Below are 18,664 nucleotides of genomic sequence, written 5' to 3'. Positions count from 1 at the left end.
AGCCGCGCAAGGCGTCAGAGAATGTCGCCTGGCGAGCTGCCAGGCGACATTTCCTGACCCCTTACGCGCGTGGAGAGCGCGAGCGGCGGCGGTGGGCGATCAGGACCGTTCCGGTCGCGAGGGCGAGGAGTCCGGCGGCGAGGATGCCGAGGGGAACGCTCGTGCCGGTCTCGGCCAGACCCGGCGCCGGTGCGGAGGGGGGCGCGGGCGTCGCCGGGGCGGGTGCGGGATTGCTGGGTACGGGCGCCGCGGGGGCCGGTGCGGGCTCGGCCGGAGCGGGCTCCGTCGGCGCGGATGACGGAGCACCCGGCGTGGGCGTCGGGCCGGGCTCACCGAGCGTCGGTCCGCCGGGGGCGGGCGCGGCATCGCCGACGCGCTCGAGCCCGAGGTCGTCGATCGTCCCCCACGCGCCGGCGGGCAGCTCGGCGCTCACCCGTACGGTGAGGCTCTCGCCCTCGGCGATCTCGATCTCGTCGGTGCGCGGTTCCGACCACACCCGCCATCCGCCCGCCGTGAACGGAGCGGCCGAGGTGTCGGCATCCGAGGCCAGCTCGATGCTCGCCGTCCCGTCGCCGAACGCGCCGCCCTGCAGCGCTCCGGCGGCGACGTACCGACCGGCCGGGACGTCGTCGACGCGCTGCTCGAGGGTGAACGACATCGCCTCGGCGGCGAAGAAGTGGGCCGAGCGCTCGCCCGTGCGCGGATCGTCGGTCGCGCGCAGTGAGAGCGGACCGTCGACGATCCACATCGAGACGTCGGGATCCTCGAACCCGGGGTTGCGCAAGAGGTTCTCGGCCGAGACGGTGACGACGGCGAGAGCGGCGTGACCCTCGGCGGTCGCGCCGGCGATCTCGAAGACGCCGGGCCGCGACAGGTCGGGCGCGGCCTCCCAGGTCACCGGGCTCTCTTCGCTCGTGCCGTCGCTGTAGCGCACGGTCACCCGTCCGGGGAGCGCCGCCGCGTCGCCGACGGTCACGGAGAGCCGCACGGTGTCGACGCCCGTGACCTCCCGGGGTGCGACAGCGCCGGTGCGGACGTAGGCGAAGGTGCGCAGCGACTCGAGCGGGGTGCCGTCGACGTCGAAGAGCGACTGGTTGTCCCACGCCGATCCGCCGAAGTACTCACCGGCATCCTCCGGGTCGTACTCGCCCGCGAAGCTCGTGGCCCAGCCCGAGCCGTCGCGCTCCCAGAGCACGCGGTTCTGCGCCAGCTGGTCGGGCGAGCCGACGGGGAGCCACGCGGGCTCCCAGTAGTACGCGCCGATGCCGGCGTCGCCGACGTCGGCGACGGCCTGGACGACGTCGCTCAGCGCGGTCCCCTGACCCTGGACGCTGATGGGATAGGCCTCGGCCTCGGAGGCCGCGTCGATCACGTCGGGGTGACCGTCGGCGTCGTCGAGCGTGCGCACCCACGACGTCTCGGCGACCATGACCTTCTTGTCGTATGTGTCGGCGACCTGACGCAGCACCGCGGTGAGGTTCTCGGTCGTGCCGTGCCAGAACGGGTAGTACAACGAGGCGAACACGTCGTAGTCGACGTCGTTCGCCGCGAGCTGTGCGGCGTAGGCGGCGTAGTGGCCGGGACGCTCCGGGTTCGTGACGTGCACGGCCACGAGGGCGTCGGGCGTCACCGCGCGCACCGCGGCGGATCCGGCCGAGAACACGCGCGCCATGTCGGGCCAACCGGTCACCCCGGCGACGCCGCCGTTGGTCTCGTTGCCCACCTGCACGAGCTGCACGTCGACGCCGGCGGCGACGAACTCGGTGAGCGCCTCGCGGGTGAAGTCGCCGACCGCGTCGGCGGTCTCGGCGGTATCCATTCCCGCCCAGGCCTTCGGCGCTTTCTGCTTGGCGGGGTCGGCCCAGAAGTCGGAGTAGTGGAAGTCGACGGCGACGCCGAGACCCGCGGCGGTCGCGCGCGCGCCGATCTCGACGCCCCGCTCCACACCGACGTTGCCTCCGCCGTACCCGCGGCCCTCGGCGTCGAACGGGTCGTTCCACACGCGCAGGCGCACGTCGGTCACGCCGTGGTCGGCGAGCACCTCGAACAGGTCGGCGGGGGCGCCGTCGTCGTCGCGGAACACGACTCCCGACTCCTCGAGCGACAGCACCGACGACACGTCGACGCCGAGGGCGAAATCGGATGCCAGGCCCTCGACTCGCGGGACGGTGATCCCGGCTTCGACCGGCTCGGCGGCGGGCGCGGCCTGGGCCGCCGTGAGGGGCGCCACCGCGAGGGCGACGCCGAGGGTCAGGGCCGCGAGGGCCGTGGGACGGGGGTGATTCGGCATCCGGATCTCCATCGATCGAGGACGGGTCGGTCGGGGCTCAGCCCTTGACCGACCCCTGGGTGAGGCCGCCGACGATGTAGCGCTGCAGCGACAGGAACAGGGCGAGGACCGGGATCGACGCGAGCACCGATCCCGCGGCGAACAGGCCCCACCGGGAGGTGAGCTGATTCGAGACCCATTGGTACATGCCGACGGCGAGGGTCCAGTTGTCCTCGGATACGAGGATGATGCGCGCCAGGATGTAGTCGCCGAAGGCGGCGATGAAGGCGAGCAGCGCGACGACCGCGAGGATCGGCGTGACCAGCGGCATGATGAGCTTCCAGAAGATCTGCGCGTGGGTCGCGCCGTCGATCTTGGCCGATTCGTCGATCTCGATCGGGATCGTGTTGAAGAAGCCGTACATGAGGAACGTGTTCGCGCCGAGCGCGCCGCCGAGGTAGACGCAGATGAGGGCGAGCTTCGAGTTGATGCCGAGCGCGGGCACGACCTCGCCGATGGTCAGGAGCATGAGGAAGATCGCCACGAACGCGAGCGCCTGGGGGAACATCTGCACGATGAGCAGGCCGGTGAGGCTCGCCCGCCGCCCCGAGAAGCGGAAGCGCGAGAACGCGTAGGCGCCGGCGGCGCCCATCAGCACCGCGCCGACCGAGGCGACACCGCCCACGAGGAGGGTGTTACCGACCCAGGTCCAGTAACTCGTGCCCGACAGGGCGGCGTAGTTCGAGAGATCGACCGCCGAGAACAGCGCGTTCGACGAGGCGAGGCTCCCGCGCGGGTTGAGCGAAGCGGAGAGCACGTAGACGAGCGGGAACAGCGCGTAGAAGGCGACGAGTGCGGCGACGGGGTACTTCCACCCGACCTCGGCGAGCCAGCGGCGCTTCTTCGCGGGGGTGCTGCGGGCGGCATCGTGTCCGGTGCCGCGTGCGGTGACGGTCATGCGAACTCCTCCAGCTTGCGGGTCTGACGGAAGGCCAGCGCCGAGATGGCGCCGACGACGACGAACACGACGATCGACAGAGCGCTGGCGAGGCCGTAATCCGCCGCTCCGCCCGAGACGCCGGAGATGTCGTAGATGGCGGAGATGAGGATGTCGGTCGAGCCCAGCGCGTAGGGCGCCCCGGGTATCGCGGGTCCGCCGTTGTTGAACATGTAGATGACGGTGAAGTTGTTGAAGCTGAACGCGAACGACGAGATCGCCAGTGGAGCGGTCGACACGAGCAGCAGCGGCAGCACGATCGCGCGGAACGAGCGCCAGCGGCCGGCGCCGTCGAGCTGCGCGGCCTCGAGGGTGTCGGACGGCAGCGCCTGCAGGGCGCCCGTGCAGACGAGGAACCAGTACGGGTAGCTCAGCCACACGTTCACCCACAGCACGGCGAGTTTCGCGAGCACCGGGTCGCCGAGCCAGTTGATGGGCAGGCCGAAGAAGAAGACGTCGTTGATGACACCGAACTCGGAGTTGAACATGCCGCGGAACAGCAGCGCCGACATGAACGCCGGGAACGCGTACGGGAGGATGAACAGGGTCCGCAGGAACTTCCGCGCCCGCACGCGCGGGTCGTTGAAGATCATCGCGAAGAGCAGCCCGAGGCCGAAGCTGATCACCACCGACAGGATCGCGAACGCGAACGTCCACCCGGTGACCGACAGCAGCGGCTGCAGCAGCGCGCCGTCGGTGAAGACGCGCAGGAAGTTCTCGAACCCCACGTTGACGTACCAGCCGGTGGGCAGGCTCTGCCCGTCGGCGGAGGTGAAGGTGCCGCGGTCGGTCGCGGTGTAGACCGTGCCCGTCGTGGTGTCGGTGATGGTCTGCGCCTGCTCGTCCCACACGAGCGTCGAGGTGTAGACCGTCGCGGTCGAGCCGTCGCGTGTGCGCAGCGCACCGTCGTTGGGGTCGTCGGACAGGGGCACCCGGAGACTCGCGGCGGCCTGCTGCACCGCGGGGTCGGTGAGCACGTCGGCACGCGGCACCACGGTCCAGCCCGACACCTCGGTCGGAGCGCCGCTCGCCCCGATCTCGCCCTCGACCGTCGCCAGGGGTTCGTCGGGTGTCCCCACGCGCACGACGTCGTCGTCGGCGATCGCGAGGCCGTAGGTGCCGAGGCGTTCCACGACGGCCATGGGGTAGGTGGCGGAGTCGTCGACCCGGCGCTCGCCCTGGATCAGGGTGGCATCCACCGCCTGCGACTGGGAGCCCGCGTGACCGGTGCCGTAGTTCGTGAAGGCGATGTAGGCGGTGTAGCCGAAGATGAAGACCTGGAACGCGAAGAGGAAGATCAGCCCCGGCAGCAGGTACTTCAGCGGCAGTGCGCGCCGGGTGAAGTAGACGATGTCGGCGATGATCAGCAGCACGGCGGTGATCGAGGCCAGCAGCCAGGACTCGGCGCCGACGGCGGTGAGGATCGTCAGGATGCCGAAGGCGTTGACGACCGCCATGATCACGAGCTTCACGAGGAAGCCGACGCCGATGCCGCGGAAGCTGCGGGCGTGCGATTCGCGTGCCGGGAGGGGCGCGGGGGCGGTGGGGGCCGCGCCCGGGGGCGCGACGGGAGGGGTGACCGACATGGGTGCTCCGGATTCGTCGAGGTGGTACCGCGGGCGGGCGCGGGGGAACCGCGCCCGCCCACGGAGCGTGTCGTCAGCCGGCCAGCGTGCTCTGAAGGTCGGTGATCATCTGGTTCCACGTCGAGACGGGCTCGGCGCCGGAGATGATCTGCGCCTCGGCGGCGTTCCAGAGGTCCCACACCGACCCCATCTCGGGGATCGAGGGCATCGGCACGCCGTTCTGGGCCGAGGCGAGGAAGCCGGCGATGATCGGGTCGGAGGCGACCTCCTGGCCGAGCGAGGTGTAGGCGGGGATGCGCGGGTCGGCCTCATACAGGGCGCGCTGAGCGTCCTCGGTGCCGAGGTAGTTCACGAGGAACTCCGTCGCGAGCAGCGCGTTCTTGCTCTGCGCGCTGAGGTAGAAGCCCTGCACGCCCACGAACGGCGCGGCCGTCTCGCCGCCCGCGCTGGGCAGGGGGTTCACGGCGACGTCGATGCCCTCGAACGAGCTGATCGCCCACGGGCCCTGCACCGTGTAGGGCGCCTTGCCGCTCGCGAAGAGCTCGTTGTTGATGTCGTAGTCGATCGTGGTCGAGAGGTACCCCGCCTGGCCGTTGGTCGACAGCCACTGCGCGAAGCTCTCGCCCGGGGCCCCGCCCATGCCCACCTCGGACGTGTACGAGCCGCTGGCGTCCTGCACGAACACGGGGGCGCCGAAGGAGGTCTGCAGCCCGTACATCGTGTAGCCGTCGCCGGTCTCACCAGCGGTGTTGATGACGAACGGGCGCTCGGCCCCGGATGCCAGACCCCGCTGGATCATGTCGTCCCACGTGGCCGGCGCGTCGGTGCCGACGAGGGCGGTGTTCTGGACCAGGGCGACGGTCTCGAGGGAGTACGGCAGGGCGTAGAGCTGCCCGTCGTAGGTCATGGCCTCCAGCGCGACGGGCTCGAAGTTCGAGGCGGTGTCGCCGAGGTCGATCGTGTCGACGACGCCGGCTGCGACGAGGGCGCCGAGCCAGTCGTGCGCGCCGACGGTGATGTCGGGGCCTTCGCCGGTGGGGACCTGGGCGATGAAGTCGTTGCGGAGGTCCTCGAAGTTCTTCTGCACGAGCCGCACGGTCGCGCCCGTCTCCTCCTCGAACGCCTTCGCGGCATCGCCGATGGCCTGCTCGCGCTCGGCGTCGGTCCACACGACGATCTCGGGGCCGTCACCGCCCTGGGCGGAGTCGTCGCCGGATCCGCCGCCGGAGCAGCCGGTGAGGGCGAGGGCCGAGACGGCGAGGATCGCCGCCGAGCCGAGGAGCGTGCGCCGGGGTGCTGTCATGCGCATGAGAGGTCCCTTTCTGTGCGACCGCAGCCATTGCGGTCGGTTCGGGTGACCGCGGTGGTCGCGGTCGGGTCGTGCGGGGTCGCGGTCCTCGCGGCCCGCTCACCCGGCCGCGTCGGTGCGGCCGGGTGTCGTTCGGAGTGGGATGCCGGCCCGTCAGGCCCGGCCGGCCTCCTCACGTGCGGTGCGGACGACGGCGATGCCGCCCGCGGGTACCGTCAGCGCGCCGTCCGTCGGTGCGCCGGTGAGCAGCTCGGTGCCGTCGAGGGCGAGGTCGACGGCGTCGTCGCGGTGGTTGACGACGAACGTGAAGTCGTGCTCGTCGGAGCTCCGCACGACCACCTCGCACCCGGCCGGGACGACGGATGCCGAGACCCCGGCGTCGGCGTACGCGGCGGCCATCACGTGCGCGAGGCTGTCGGCATCCAGGCTCGTCGACACGTACCACCCGGTCCCGGCGCCGTACGCGTGCCGGGTGAGGGCTGCGCGCCCGGCGGCCGGACCGTCGACGTAGCGGGCCACGACGTCGGCCCCGTCGACGATGAGGTCCTCCGCCCAGGCGCGAGCGGTGAGGGCCGCGCCGTCGGCCCGCTCGAGGGTGATCGTCTCGCCCTCGCGGAGCGGGAGGAACTCCTCCACGCGCACGCCGAGCGCGTCGGCCAGAGGGGCGAGGTAGCCGCCCGGGTGCACGGCGTCGTTCTCGTCGACGATGCCCGAGAAGAACGACACGACCAGCGTGCCGCCGCCGCGGACGTAGGCGGCGAGGTTGTCGGCATCCGCTTTCGACAGCAGGTACTGGGCCGGGACGACGACCAGGCGGTAGCCCGAGAGGTCGTGACCGGGCAGAGCGAAGTCGGCGGTGATGCCGTCGCGCCACAGCTGCTCGTAGTACGCGCGCACCTGCGCCTGGTGGGTGACGTCGACCGAGGGACGCCACTCGAGGTCCTGCGCCCAGAACGACTCGAAGTCCCACAGCACCGCGGCCTCGGCCTGCACGCGTGCTCCGCGCACCTCGCCCAGGCGCCCGAGGGCCGTGCCGAGATCGACGACCTCACGCCACACCCGGGAGTCGGTGCCGGCGTGGGGGAGCATCGCCGAGTGGAACTTCTCCGCCCCGGAGCGGGAGGCGCGCCACTGGAAGAAGAGGATCGCGTCGGCGCCGCGGGCGAGGTGAGTCAGCGAGTTGCGGGCCATCTCGCCCGGGCGCTTGGCGACGTTGCGCGGCTGCCAGTTCACGGCCGAGGTGGAGTGCTCCATGAGGATCCACGGCGCACCCCCGCCGACCGATCGTGACAGGTCGGCGGCGATCGCGAGGCCCACGTGTCCATCGGGGTCGGCGGCCCAGAGGTAGTGGTCGTCCGAGACGATGTCGACCTCGCGGCCCCAGGCCCACAGGTCGGTGGTCCAGCTCTGGTTCGCCATGAAGTTCGTGGTGACCGGCTGCGTGGCGTGGGCGCGGATGGCATCCCGCTCGATCCGGAAGCACGCGCGCAGCTGGTGGTCGGTGAAGCGCGCGAAGTCGAGGCGCTGCGCGGGGTTGACGACGCTCGGGGCGTCGGCGGGGACGCCCACGTGCTCCCAGTCGCCGTAGTGCTGACCCCAGAAGGCGGTGCCCCAGGCCGCGTTGAGACCGTCGAGCGAGCCGTACCGCTCGCGCAGCCAGTCGCGGAAGGCGGCGACCGAGGCGGGGGAGTAGTCCTCGCCGACGGGCACGCCGTACTCGTTGTGCACGTGCCACATCACGACCGCGGGGTGCGCGGCGTAGCGGGCGGCGAGCGCGTCGGCGATGCGCGCGACGGCGGTGCGGTAGGCGGGCGAGGAGGGGGATGCCATGCCCCGCGAGCCGAAGCCCATCGTGCGGCCGTCGCGGGTCACGACCCGCGCCTCGGGGTGGGCGTGGAAGAACCACGCGGGCGGGGAGGCGGTGGGGGTGCCGAGGTCGACGTGGATGCCGTTGGCGTGCAGCAGATCGAGGAGCTCGTCGAGCCAGGCGAAGTCGAAGACGCCCTCGCTGCGCTCGAGGAGGGCCCACGAGAAGATGCCGACGCTCACGAGGTTGACGCCCGCCTCGCGCATGAGGCGGACGTCCTCGTCCCAGACCTCGCGAGGCCACTGCTCGGGGTTGTAGTCACCGCCGTATGCGATGCCGTCGAGAGCGGGCCAGGGGGTAGCGCGGGTCATGACACTCCATCGGATCTTCGTGCGTCCCGGACTGGGACCGGTCACAGCCTCCGGCGGTCCGGCCGCATCGCGCAACAACGGGTCGATGTTCGTTACCGAACTGTGACCGGTCCCAGTCTCGGCTCGGTGTCGGCATCCCGGACCGTCTCGCGGCCGATAGCATTCCCGCATGGAGCAGACCCCGACCGTTCGGCGCAAGCCGACGATCCGCGACGTCGCGGCAGCCGCGGGCGTGTCACGCGGCACCGTCTCGCGCGTCATCAACGGCGGCCACTGGGTGTCTCCGGATGCGCGCGCGGCGGTCGAGGATGCCATCGAGCGCACCGGCTACACCGCCAACCACGCCGCGCGAAGTCTCGCCACCGGACGCGCGGGGTCCCTCGCCTTCCTCATGACCGAGCCGCAGCACCTGCTCTTCGACGACCCGACCTTCGCCCTGCTGCTGCGCGGTGCCGCCGAGGCCCTCTCCAAGCGTCAGATGACGCTCGTCCTCCTCATCGCCGGCACCCCGGCCGAGCGCGCGAACGTCGCGCACTACGTCAGTGCCGGGCACGTGGACGGCGTTCTGCTCATCTCTTCGCACGAGGCCGATCCCCTGCTGGAATCCCTGATGGATGCCGGGATCCCCACCGTGGCGTGCGGGGTGCCCCTGGGGCATCGCAGCGAGGTGCTGAGCGTCTCCGTCGACGAAGCCGGGTCGGCGCGCACGATGACGGCGCACCTTCGGGCGCACGGGCATCGGCGGATCGCCATGATCGCAGGGCCCGACGACACGCCGGGCGGACGCTTCCGCCTCGTGGGGTTCCGTGACGAGATGGGCGACGACTTCGACCCGGAGCTGGTCGAGGTGGGGGACTACTCGCAGGACTCCGGTGCCGCGGCCATGGAGCGGCTGCTGGAGCGCGCTCCCGACATCGACGCCGTGTTCGCGGCATCCGACCTCATGGCGGCGGGCGCCGTGCAGACGCTGCGCCGCGCGGGACGACGGGTGCCCGACGACATCGCCGTCGCCGGCTTCGACGACTCGGGACTCGCCGCGACGCACGAGCCGCCCCTGACGACCATGCGCCAGCCGTGGGAGCAGCTGAGCGAGCGCATGGTCACCCTTCTGCTCGACGCGATCGACGGTCGCGCGGTCGAGCCGGTGGTGCTGCCGACGACGTTGGTCGTGCGCGCCTCGGCCTGACCGCCCGTCACACGCGCGGCCGTGTCGGAGCCTCCCCGTAGAATCTCCGAGTGACTTCCGGCCGATCCTTCTACATCACGACGCCGATCTACTACCCCAGCGACCTGCCCCACATCGGGCACGGGTACACGACGGTGGCCGTCGACACGCTCGCGCGCTGGCACCGCCAGGCGGGCGACGACACCTGGATGCTGACCGGCACCGACGAGCACGGGCAGAAGATGCTGCGCGCGGCCGCCGCCAACGGCGTCACCCCGCAGGAGTGGGTCGACAAGCTCGTGTCCGAGTCGTGGTTCCCGCTGCTCGAGACGCTCGACGTCGCCAATGACGACTTCATCCGCACGACGCAGCCGCGCCACGAAGAGCGCGTGCAGCAGTTCGTGAAGGCGCTCTTCGACCGCGGCTACATCTACGCCGGCGAGTACGAGGCGCTGTACTGCGTGGGCTGCGAGGAGTTCAAGCCCGAGGCCGAGATCGTCGACGGCACCGGACCCTTCGAGGGCCTCAAGGTATGCGCCATCCACTCGAAGCCCCTCGAGCTGCTGCAGGAGAAGAACTACTTCTTCAAGCTCAGCGAGTTCCAGGACCGCCTGCTCGAGCTCTACAAGACCGAGCCCGACTTCGTGCGGCCCGAATCGGCCCGCAACGAGGTCGTCTCGTTCGTGCGCAGCGGTCTGAAAGACCTCTCGATCTCGCGCTCGGCATTCGACTGGGGCATCACCGTCCCCTGGGACCCGTCGCACGTGATCTACGTGTGGGTCGACGCGCTGCTGAACTACGCCACCGCCGTCGGCTACGGCACCGATCCCGAGCAGTTCGCGCGTCGCTGGCCGGCGTTCCACGTGGTCGGGAAAGACATCCTCCGCTTCCACGCGGTCATCTGGCCGGCCATGCTGATGGCCGCCGGTCTCGACGTGCCTCGCGGGGTCTTCGCGCACGGCTGGCTGCTCGTGGGCGGCGAGAAGATGTCGAAGTCGAAGCTCACCGGCATCGCGCCGACCGAGATCACCGACGTCTTCGGTTCCGACGCGTACCGCTTCTACTTCCTCTCGGCCATCGCGTTCGGCCAGGACGGCTCGTTCTCGTGGGAAGACCTGTCGGCCCGCTACCAGGCGGAGCTCGCCAACGGTTTCGGCAACCTCGCGTCGCGCACGGTCGCGATGATCTCGAAGTACTTCGACGGTGTCGTCCCGCAGGCCGGGCCCTCGACCGCGCTCGACCTCGCGATCCAGAAGGTGGTGGCGGATGCCGCGACCGCCGCCGACGCCGCCATCGAACGCTTCCGCATCGACGAGGCGATCTCGGCGATCTGGACCATCGTCGACGCGCTCAACGGCTACATCACCGAGAACGAGCCGTGGGCGCTCGCGAAGGACGAGGCTCAGCGCGAGCGTCTCGGAACGGTCCTCTACACCGCGGCCGAGGGACTGCGCTCCCTGGCCGTGCTGCTGTCGCCCGTCATGCCCGCCGCGACCGCGAAGCTGTGGGTGGCCCTCGGTGCCGAGCAGGGCCTCGGCGCACTCGTCGATCAGCCGATCCGCGAGGCGGGCGCGTGGGGCCTGCTGCCGACGGGGGCCACGGTGACCCCGCTCACGCCGCTCTTCCCGCGCGTCGAGCAGGCGTGACGGCGATGCCTTCCGAGTCGGCGGCGGCCCCGGGGGCGTCGGCCGCGGAGTCGGCGTCGGCCCGGGGTGCAGCGGCGGCTCCTGAGCCCGTCGACGCCTCCGCCCCCCGGCCCGCCGCCGGTTCCGCCCCGGTCGAGCGCCCGCGCGGAACGATCGACGGCACCGACCCCAGTCAGTACGTCCGCGAGCGCTCCACCGACGGTCGGCGCGACGTCAGCTATCCGCCGGTGCCCGAGCCCCTCGGCATCCCGGTCTACGACAACCACACGCACCTCGAGATCGAGGATGGCGAGACCGGCCTGTCGCTCGACGAGCAGCTCGAACGCGCGCTCGCGGTCGGCGTGCACGGGGTCGTGCAGGCGGGCGGCGACGTCGACTCCTCGCGCTGGTCGGCGTGGGCGGCGCGGTCCCACCCGCGCGTTCTCGCGGCGGTCGCGATCCACCCCAACGAGGCCCCCGTCTACGAGCAGGCCGGGGAGCTGGATGCCGCGATCGCCGTCATCGACGAGCTCGCCGCCGAACCGCGGGTGCGCGCGATCGGCGAGACGGGACTCGACTTCTTCCGCACCGAGGCCGACGGCATCCCCGCCCAGATCCGCTCCTTCGAGGCGCACATCGCCCTGGCGAAGAAGCACGGCATCGCGATGCAGATCCATGACCGCGACGCCCACGAGGCCGTGCTCGAGACGCTCGAGCGCGTCGGCGCTCCCGAGAAGACGGTGTTCCACTGCTTCTCCGGCGACGCCGACATGGCCCGGATCGCCGCCGACCGCGGCTACTACCTCTCGTTCGCGGGCAACGTCACCTTCAAGAACGCGCAGAACCTGCGCGACGCCCTCGCGGTCACCCCGGTGGATCGCATCCTCGTCGAGACCGACGCCCCGTTCCTCACGCCGGCTCCGTACCGCGGCCGCCCCAACGCGCCGTACCTGATCCCCGTGACGCTGCGCTTCCTCGCCGCAGAACTGTCGATGGATGCCGACGAGCTCGCCGCCCGGGTCGCCGCGAACACCCTCGAGGTCTACGGCGCGTTCGAAGACTGACGCGAGCGCGGATCTCGGCGATTCGCGCATCCTCAGCCGAATGGCGATGGATGCCGCTGAGCTTGTGCAGATCGCAGAGATCACGCGGGCGCACACGACGCCCGAACGACGGAGGCCGGCACCCCGCAGGGCGCCGGCCTCTCGGCATCCGGGCTCAGGCCTTGGCGGCGTCCTTCGGCTTGCGGACGAACAGCGTCTCGGTCTGCTCGAGCTCCATGCCCTTCGTCTCCGGGATGCGCAGCAGCACGTAGACGAAGGAGAGGGCCGCGAACAGGGCGTACATGCCGTAGGTGAGCGGCAGCGACCAGCTCGACATGGCCGGGAACGACACCGTGATGGCGAAGTTGGCGATCCACTGGGCGCCGGCAGCGACGCCGAGCGCCTTGCCGCGGATGCGGCTCGGGAAGATCTCGCCGAGCAGCACCCACACCAGCGGTCCCCACGAGGCGCCGAATCCGACGACGAAGACGTTCGCGGCGACGAGCGCGACGCTGCCCCAGGGGGCAGGGAGCGACACGTCCTGGCCCGAGCCGGTGGCGAACGCGAACGCGAGGGCCATCGCGCCCAGCGACAGCGTCATCAGCAGCGAGCCGGTGATGAGGATCGGCTTTCGGCCCACCCGGTCGACCAGGAAGATCGCGACGAAGGTCACGACCACGTTCGTGACCGAGGTGATGACGGAGATCAACAGCGAGTTGCTCTCGTCGAAGCCGACAGCCTTCCAGAGGGTCGTGGAGTAGTAGAAGATCACGTTGATGCCCACGAACTGCTGGAACACCGACAGCAGGATGCCGGTCCAGACGATGCCCTGCAGGCCCAGCACGGGACCTCGCAGCGAGACGTTCTTGTTCTTGCGGTCGGCCTCGATCGTGTTCGACAGCTCGTTCATCGTCTTGTCGAGATCGGCGGGCGGCACGAGGCGGGCGAAGATCGCCTTCGCTTCGTCGCGCTTGCCCTTCGCGAGCAGGTAGCGCGGGGATTCGGGAACGGTGAACGACAGGATGCCGTACACCGCCGCAGGGATGACGCCGACGAGGAACATCCAGCGCCAGGCCTCCAGACCCAGCCACAGCTGGTTGGCCGCGCCGCCGGCGGAGTTCGCCAGGAGCGCGTCGGAGAGCAGGGCACCGAAGATGCCGAGCGTGATCGCGAGCTGCTGCAGTGACGCCAGCGAGCCGCGGATCTGACGCGGAGCCACCTCGGCGATGTAGGCCGGGGCCACCACCGACGCGATGCCGATGCCGAGGCCGCTCATGACGCGCCAGAGGATCAGGTCGGGGACGCTGAAGGTGAGAGCGGCACCGATCGACGAGACGAAGAACAGCACGGCGCCGAGGAGCATGACCTTCAGTCGGCCCCAGCGGTCCGACAGGGCTCCGGCGACCACCGCGCCGACCGCGCAGCCCAGCAGCGCGACCGCGACGACGAATCCGGTCAGCACCTGGGTCAGTTCGAAGTTGCCCTCGACCGCGTCGACGGCACCGTTGATGACGGAGGAGTCGAATCCGAAGAGGAAGCCGCCGACCGCCGCCGCGACCGACAGGCCGATGGCTCGTCGCCCGTAGGGGCTTCGCAGGGTGAAGGCGTTTGCGGGGATCGACTGCGTTTGACTCACCTGATTACGCTACTCCCGGCTCGCGCTCGGCAAGGGTTCTGGCGGAGCCCTGACTACAGTGGAACAATGCCTGTTTCGCTGCTCGGTGCCGCCGAGATCCGTCGGCTCGCCGCCGACCTCGACGTGACCCCCACCAAGAAGCTCGGGCAGAACTTCGTCGTCGACGCCAATACGGTGCGCAAGATCGTGCAGGCGGCCCGGGTCACGGCATCCGACCGGGTCGTCGAGATCGGTCCGGGCCTCGGATCCCTGACGCTGGCGATCCTCGAGACCGGAGCCTCGGTCGTCGCCGTCGAGATCGATCACCGGCTCGCCGAGCGCCTCCCCGTGACCGCGGCGGCGCACGACGTACCCGAGGGGCGCCTCCAGGTCATCGACGCCGACGCGCTGCGCGTCGACGAGTTGCCGGGCGAGCCGAGCGTGCTCGTCGCGAACCTCCCGTACAACGTGTCGGTGCCGGTGCTGCTGCACTTCCTCGAGACCTTCCCCTACCTGCAGCGCGGCGTCGTCATGGTGCAGGCCGAGGTGGGCGAGCGTCTCGCCGCCCCTCCGGGGTCGAAGGTGTACGGCGCACCGAGCGTGAAGGCGGCCTGGTACGGTTCGTGGCGCCTGGCCGGAACCGTGTCGCGCCAGGTGTTCTGGCCCGTGCCGAACGTCGACAGCGTGCTGGTCGCCTTCGAGCGGGATGCCGAGCCCCGCGGCACCGAGGAGCACCGGCTGCGCACCTTCCGGATCGTGGACGCCGCTTTCCAGCAGCGTCGCAAGATGCTGCGTCAGGCGCTGGCCGGGGTGCTCGGTGGCACGGCGGCCGACGCGTCCGCGCGCCTCGAGGCGGCGGGGGTCGACCCGACCCTGCGCGGCGAGCAGCTCACGGTCGACGACTACGCCCGCATCGCCGCCTCGTCCTGACGCCCCGGCCGCCCGCGCCCCTCGCACGACTCGCCGAGAATCGTCGCTTCGGGCTCCGCTCCCGCGACGATTCTCGGCGACTCGCGCGGCTCGCCGGGAGGGGAGACGCCCGTCAGGCAATTCTTGACGTGTTCACCACGCGTTCCTGAAACATGCCGGTAACATTTCGAGCCAACCGGGAGCATCACGCCGGTGACGAGGTCGTACCCGACGGCCCGAGAGGAACGAGATGCGCTACGCCGAGTACCCCCGCGCCGAACGGGTGCTGCTGCACCTGAGCGACACCCACCTCCGTGCCGGCGGTGCGCCGCTGTACGACGACGTCGACTCCGAGGCATACCTCGCCCGGGCGGTCGCGTCGATCGAGGCCTCCGGCATCCGTCCCGACGCGCTCGTGTTCACCGGCGACCTGGCCGACTTCGGCGAGACCGACGCCTACGACCGGGTCCGCGCCCTCGTCGAGCCGCTCGCGCAGCGCCTCGCGACGCGCGTGGTCTGGGTCATGGGCAACCACGACGACCGGGCCGCTTTCCGCTCTCAACTGCTGCCCGGCGACACGGCGGAGCCGACGGCCCCGGTCGACCGCGTCGACGAGTTCGACGGCCTGCGCATCGTGACCCTCGACACGTCGGTCCCGGGAGCCCACCACGGCGACGTCACCCCCGCCCAGCTGCGCTGGCTCACCGAGGTGCTCGCCACCCCCGCGCCCCTGGGCACGATCCTCGCCATGCACCACCCGCCCGTGCCGAGCGTCCTCGACCTCGCGGCATCCGTCGAGCTGCGCGATCAGCGCAGCCTCGCCGAGGTGCTCCGCGGATCCGACGTGCGCGCGATCCTCGCGGGGCACCTGCACTACTCGACGTTCGCGACGTTCGCCGGCATCCCCGTGTCGGTGGCCTCGGCCACCTGCTACACGCAGGACCTCATGGTGCCCGTCGGCGGAACCCGTCCGCAGGACTCCGCCCAGGGATTCAACCTCGTGCACGTCTACGACGAGACGGTGGTCCACTCGGTCGTGCCGCTCGCCGCCAGCGCGGCCCTGCAGTACGTGGATGCCGAGGAATCGCAGCGACGGCTGCGCGACGCCGGCGTCGTGGTGCCGGCGTCCCGGGCGTTCAGCGGACCGGTGTCGCCGCCGACGACGCCGTTGCCGATCCTTCGCTGACCGCTTCCTTCTCCCACGGCGCCGCCACGGGGAAGTACCGCTCGAGGCAGGCGCGCAGCGCGGGCACGCGCACCTCCTCGGGGATCTCGGGCACGCTGCCGTCATTGAGGCAGAACATGTCGGTGTCGCGACGCGACACGAGGCGCTCCATCGTGCGCAGCGAGTCCAGCTGCGTCGTCTGCACGTAGCGGGTGCGCGGCTCGGTCGTGACGATCGCGCGGCCGGTCGCCAGGGCGTAGTAGTGGTAGAGGCTGTTCGTCACCGAGATGTCGGTGGCGGAGCGGAAGCGGCTGGCCGCGGTGCGGGCGTAGTCGTCGGCGAACTCGCGCTCGAGCTCGAACGCGACGGAGCGGCGCAGCGGGGTGGCGCAGTGCTCCAGATCGAGCGTGATGACGCGCCCGAAGCGCTCCTTCAGCAGCGCGCGGTTCACGCGCAGGCCGTTGTCGTGACCGGAGCGCTCGATGTGCGCCGGTCCGCTGCCGATGCGGACACCGCTCTCGACGAAACGGCTCACGCCGCCGCCGCTGAAGAACAGTTCCGGCGTCACCGGGCGACCGAAGAACATGTCGTCGTTGCTGTAGAGGAAGTGCTCGGCCAGCCCCGGGATGCGATGCAACTGCGCCTCGACCGCGTGCGAGTTGTGCGTGGGCAGCACGGAGGGGTCGGCGAAGAAGTCCTCGCTGCGCACGATCGTCACCTTCGGGTGATCGGCGAGCCACTCGGGGGTGGGGGAGTCCGTCGCGATGAAGATGCGTCGCACCCACGGCGCGTACATGTGCACGCTGCGCAGCGCATAGCGAAGCTCGTCGACCTGGCGGTAACGGGCGGCGTTGTCGTCGCCGTCGCCCACGACGTAGCCCTTCATCCGCGCCGCGCGCTGGCGCTGGAACTCGCTCGACGAGCCGTCGACCCACGAGAAGACCATGTCGACCTCGGCGGTGAACTCGTTCGGGTGCGGGTCGAACATGCCCGACACGGTCATCCACCGGCGCCCGTAGCGCTCGATCTCGACCAGGTCGAGGTCGGCCGCGGCGAATCGCCGGCGGGTGAGGGCGCTGGGGCGGGGAGCCTCGATCGTCTTCTCGCCGAAGCGCCAGAGTTCGAGCCGCGGCGCGAGCGAGGCGCCGTAGCGGTAGGAGCCCTCGGTCGAGGTGCGCGGACGGAAGACGGCGTACGCCTGCACCGAACCGGCGGAGGGGTGCACGCTGTGCGCGGGCACCGGGTCTTCGCCGCGGGCCTTGAGGTAGATCGGCCCGAGCTCGGGGTCGCGCAGTGCTGTCAGCGCCGCCTCGGCGTCGGCGGTGTCGACCACGAGCTTCGGGCGACGGTTCGCGTCGCGCACGAGCAGCACGCGCACGCCGGCCGCTTCGATCGCGGATGCCGCGGTGAGCAGGTCGTCGCGCTCGGCGATCGAGGGGGTCGATGTGTCGTCGACGACGTGCAGGATGCCGTCGTGCATCCGGATATCGGAGCGGGAGAGCAGCGCGCGCCAGGGGTCGGTGTCGATCGACAGGGGGACCATCGGGCGCATACTGCCTCCTCGGGGGTGGGTGACGGGTTCCGGACACCGTAAGGTTCCGGGGTTACGAAGACGTTTCGGCGGCGACGCCGAACGGCGGGGAGCGGAGCGCTACTGTCGAAGAGTGACTCTCATCGCTCGCTCCGGCCCGGTCTGTCCCGAACCGCCCTGCGAGCGACGGCGGGAAGCGGGCCGACGTTCCAGTTTCGCACACGCCGGGGCCTCGCGGCGCACGGGTGAGCGGGGGCTGTCGTGAGCCTCACCACCCCCGCGTCCGTCCGCGTGCGCGCGCCCGGGAAGATCAACGTCTTCCTCGAGGTCGGCGACGTGCAGGACGACGGGTACCACGAACTCGCGACGGCGTTCCAGGCCGTGTCTCTCTACGAGGAGATGATCGCCACCCCGGCCGACGACTTCGCGATGTCGGTGAGTGCGAAGGGTCCGGTCGACATCGAGGGCGTTCCCACCGACGACCGCAACCTCGCGATCCGCGCCGCCCGGCTGCTCGCGCGAACGGCCGGTGTCGACCGCGGCGCGCACCTCGCGATCCGCAAGGCCGTTCCCGTGGCCGGCGGTATGGGCGGCGGGTCCGCGGATGCGGCGGCGGCCCTGGTCGCCTGCGATGCCCTCTGGGGGCTCGGGATGCCGACGAGCGAGCTCGCCCACTTGGCGGCGCAGCTGGGGGCCGACGTGCCGTTCGCCCTCCTCGGCGGCACCGCCGTGGGCACGGGCCGTGGTGATGAGTTGAGCCCGGCCCTGGCGCGCGGACGCTTCGACTGGGTGCTGGTCACGAACGAGGTCGGCATGTCGACGCCGGTGGTCTACGGCGAACTCGACGCCCACCGCGAACGCCACGCGGTCGACATCGGACCCGCCCGGCGGGTCCCGGCCGTCGACCCCGACGTGTTGCACGCCCTGCGCCAGGGGGATGCCGGAATGCTCGCCGCGACCCTGCGCAACGACCTGCAGGCTCCGGCGCTTCACCTGCGGCCCGACCTGGCCCGGGTCCTCGAACGCGGAGAGAGCTCGGGCGCTCTGGCGGGTCTCGTATCGGGGTCGGGGCCGACCCTCGCCTTCCTCGCCGCCGACGAGTCGTCGGCGATCGATCTCCAGGTGACGCTGAGCGCTGCCGGTCACGTGGCTCTCCACGTGCACGGACCGGTGCCCGGAGCCCGCGTCGTCTGACCCCGCCGCGCCCCCGGTCCCTCGACCGTATCGGGGGACCCGCGTCGCGGCAGAGGCGGCTGAGCCTGTCGAAGCCAC

The 18,664-nt window shown here is 71.1% G+C and carries 13 protein-coding genes; 6 read left to right on the top strand and 7 right to left on the bottom strand.

Translation table 11 applies throughout. The features are described from left to right. Positions 1-61 precede the first annotated feature (61 nt). From AB0230_RS06065 to AB0230_RS06045, 5 genes are all read right to left on the bottom strand, one after another. The gene (locus AB0230_RS06065; RefSeq protein WP_366374582.1) at positions 62-2,290 is read right to left on the bottom strand and encodes a glycosyl hydrolase 53 family protein; all 2,229 of its coding nucleotides are present in this window, start codon (positions 2,288-2,290) and stop codon (positions 62-64) included. Positions 2,291-2,327: 37 nt separating this feature from the next. Beyond that, positions 2,328-3,227 (bottom strand): sugar ABC transporter permease, encoded by a 900-nt coding sequence (locus AB0230_RS06060; protein WP_366374580.1) that lies wholly within the window; start codon positions 3,225-3,227, stop codon positions 2,328-2,330. Further along, positions 3,224-4,852 (bottom strand): ABC transporter permease subunit, encoded by a 1,629-nt coding sequence (locus tag AB0230_RS06055; protein ID WP_366374578.1) that lies wholly within the window; start codon positions 4,850-4,852, stop codon positions 3,224-3,226. Before AB0230_RS06055 ends, AB0230_RS06060 begins: the two co-directional genes overlap by 4 nt. A gap of 73 nt (positions 4,853-4,925) precedes the next feature. Then, positions 4,926-6,161, bottom strand: a complete 1,236-nt coding sequence (locus AB0230_RS06050) for a maltose ABC transporter substrate-binding protein (protein WP_315994646.1) — start codon at positions 6,159-6,161, stop codon at positions 4,926-4,928. Positions 6,162-6,314: 153 nt separating this feature from the next. After that, positions 6,315-8,339 (bottom strand): beta-galactosidase, encoded by a 2,025-nt coding sequence (locus tag AB0230_RS06045; RefSeq protein WP_366374576.1) that lies wholly within the window; start codon positions 8,337-8,339, stop codon positions 6,315-6,317. A 169-nt stretch (positions 8,340-8,508) separates the two neighbouring features. Here AB0230_RS06045 and AB0230_RS06040 point away from each other — a divergent pair, with 169 nt between their 5' ends. The 3 genes from AB0230_RS06040 to AB0230_RS06030 are packed head-to-tail and all read left to right on the top strand — an operon-like array spanning position 8,509 to position 12,193. Continuing rightward, entirely contained in the window at positions 8,509-9,525 is a 1,017-nt protein-coding gene (locus tag AB0230_RS06040) for a LacI family DNA-binding transcriptional regulator (RefSeq protein WP_315994644.1), read from the top strand. A gap of 50 nt (positions 9,526-9,575) precedes the next feature. Then, positions 9,576-11,150: a methionine--tRNA ligase gene (metG, locus tag AB0230_RS06035; RefSeq protein WP_366374573.1), complete on the top strand. Its 1,575-nt coding sequence runs from the start codon at positions 9,576-9,578 to the stop codon at positions 11,148-11,150. A gap of 5 nt (positions 11,151-11,155) precedes the next feature. Next, complete coding sequence (locus AB0230_RS06030; protein WP_366374571.1) at positions 11,156-12,193, top strand: TatD family hydrolase; 1,038 nt, start codon at positions 11,156-11,158, stop codon at positions 12,191-12,193. Between the two features lie 154 nt (positions 12,194-12,347). On the opposite strand, the gene AB0230_RS06025 is transcribed toward AB0230_RS06030, so the two are convergent. Next, on the bottom strand, positions 12,348-13,808 hold the full coding sequence (locus AB0230_RS06025; protein WP_315994641.1) for a sugar porter family MFS transporter: 1,461 nt from the start codon (positions 13,806-13,808) through the stop codon (positions 12,348-12,350). Between the two features lie 66 nt (positions 13,809-13,874). Between AB0230_RS06025 and rsmA the strand changes: the two genes are divergently transcribed. Together rsmA and AB0230_RS06015 are read left to right on the top strand one after the other, a co-directional pair. After that, a complete protein-coding gene (gene rsmA, locus AB0230_RS06020; RefSeq protein ID WP_366374569.1) occupies positions 13,875-14,717 on the top strand; it encodes a 16S rRNA (adenine(1518)-N(6)/adenine(1519)-N(6))-dimethyltransferase RsmA in 843 nt (280 codons plus the stop codon). Between the two features lie 229 nt (positions 14,718-14,946). Beyond that, a complete protein-coding gene (locus AB0230_RS06015; protein WP_366374567.1) occupies positions 14,947-15,882 on the top strand; it encodes a phosphodiesterase in 936 nt (311 codons plus the stop codon). Here the strand turns inward: AB0230_RS06015 and AB0230_RS06010 are convergent. Further along, complete coding sequence (locus AB0230_RS06010) at positions 15,833-17,413, bottom strand: stealth conserved region 3 domain-containing protein (RefSeq protein WP_315994638.1); 1,581 nt, start codon at positions 17,411-17,413, stop codon at positions 15,833-15,835. The genes AB0230_RS06015 and AB0230_RS06010 overlap by 50 nt on opposite strands. A gap of 240 nt (positions 17,414-17,653) precedes the next feature. Here AB0230_RS06010 and AB0230_RS06005 point away from each other — a divergent pair, with 240 nt between their 5' ends. Beyond that, a complete protein-coding gene (locus AB0230_RS06005; protein WP_363389513.1) occupies positions 17,654-18,586 on the top strand; it encodes a 4-(cytidine 5'-diphospho)-2-C-methyl-D-erythritol kinase in 933 nt (310 codons plus the stop codon). Positions 18,587-18,664: the final 78 nt, after the last annotated feature.

Source organism: Microbacterium sp. NPDC089190, assembly GCF_040701795.1.
Taxonomy (GTDB): Bacteria; Actinomycetota; Actinomycetes; order Actinomycetales; family Microbacteriaceae; genus Microbacterium; species Microbacterium galbum.
This window is presented reverse-complemented; position numbering and strand designations above follow the sequence as displayed.

Bases quoted from the DNA above. Each gene is read 5' to 3' on its own strand.
- AB0230_RS06065 (WP_366374582.1), bottom strand. From the start codon at position 2,290: ATGCCGAATCACCCCCGTCCCACGGCCCTCGCGGCCCTGACCCTCGGC.
- AB0230_RS06060 (WP_366374580.1), bottom strand. From the start codon at position 3,227: ATGACCGTCACCGCACGCGGCACCGGACACGATGCCGCCCGCAGCACC.
- AB0230_RS06055 (WP_366374578.1), bottom strand. From the start codon at position 4,852: ATGTCGGTCACCCCTCCCGTCGCGCCCCCGGGCGCGGCCCCCACCGCC.
- AB0230_RS06050 (WP_315994646.1), bottom strand. From the start codon at position 6,161: ATGCGCATGACAGCACCCCGGCGCACGCTCCTCGGCTCGGCGGCGATC.
- AB0230_RS06045 (WP_366374576.1), bottom strand. From the start codon at position 8,339: ATGACCCGCGCTACCCCCTGGCCCGCTCTCGACGGCATCGCATACGGC.
- AB0230_RS06040 (WP_315994644.1), top strand. From the start codon at position 8,509: ATGGAGCAGACCCCGACCGTTCGGCGCAAGCCGACGATCCGCGACGTC.
- AB0230_RS06030 (WP_366374571.1), top strand. From the start codon at position 11,156: ATGCCTTCCGAGTCGGCGGCGGCCCCGGGGGCGTCGGCCGCGGAGTCG.
- rsmA (WP_366374569.1), top strand. From the start codon at position 13,875: ATGCCTGTTTCGCTGCTCGGTGCCGCCGAGATCCGTCGGCTCGCCGCC.
- AB0230_RS06015 (WP_366374567.1), top strand. From the start codon at position 14,947: ATGCGCTACGCCGAGTACCCCCGCGCCGAACGGGTGCTGCTGCACCTG.
- AB0230_RS06010 (WP_315994638.1), bottom strand. From the start codon at position 17,413: ATGCGCCCGATGGTCCCCCTGTCGATCGACACCGACCCCTGGCGCGCG.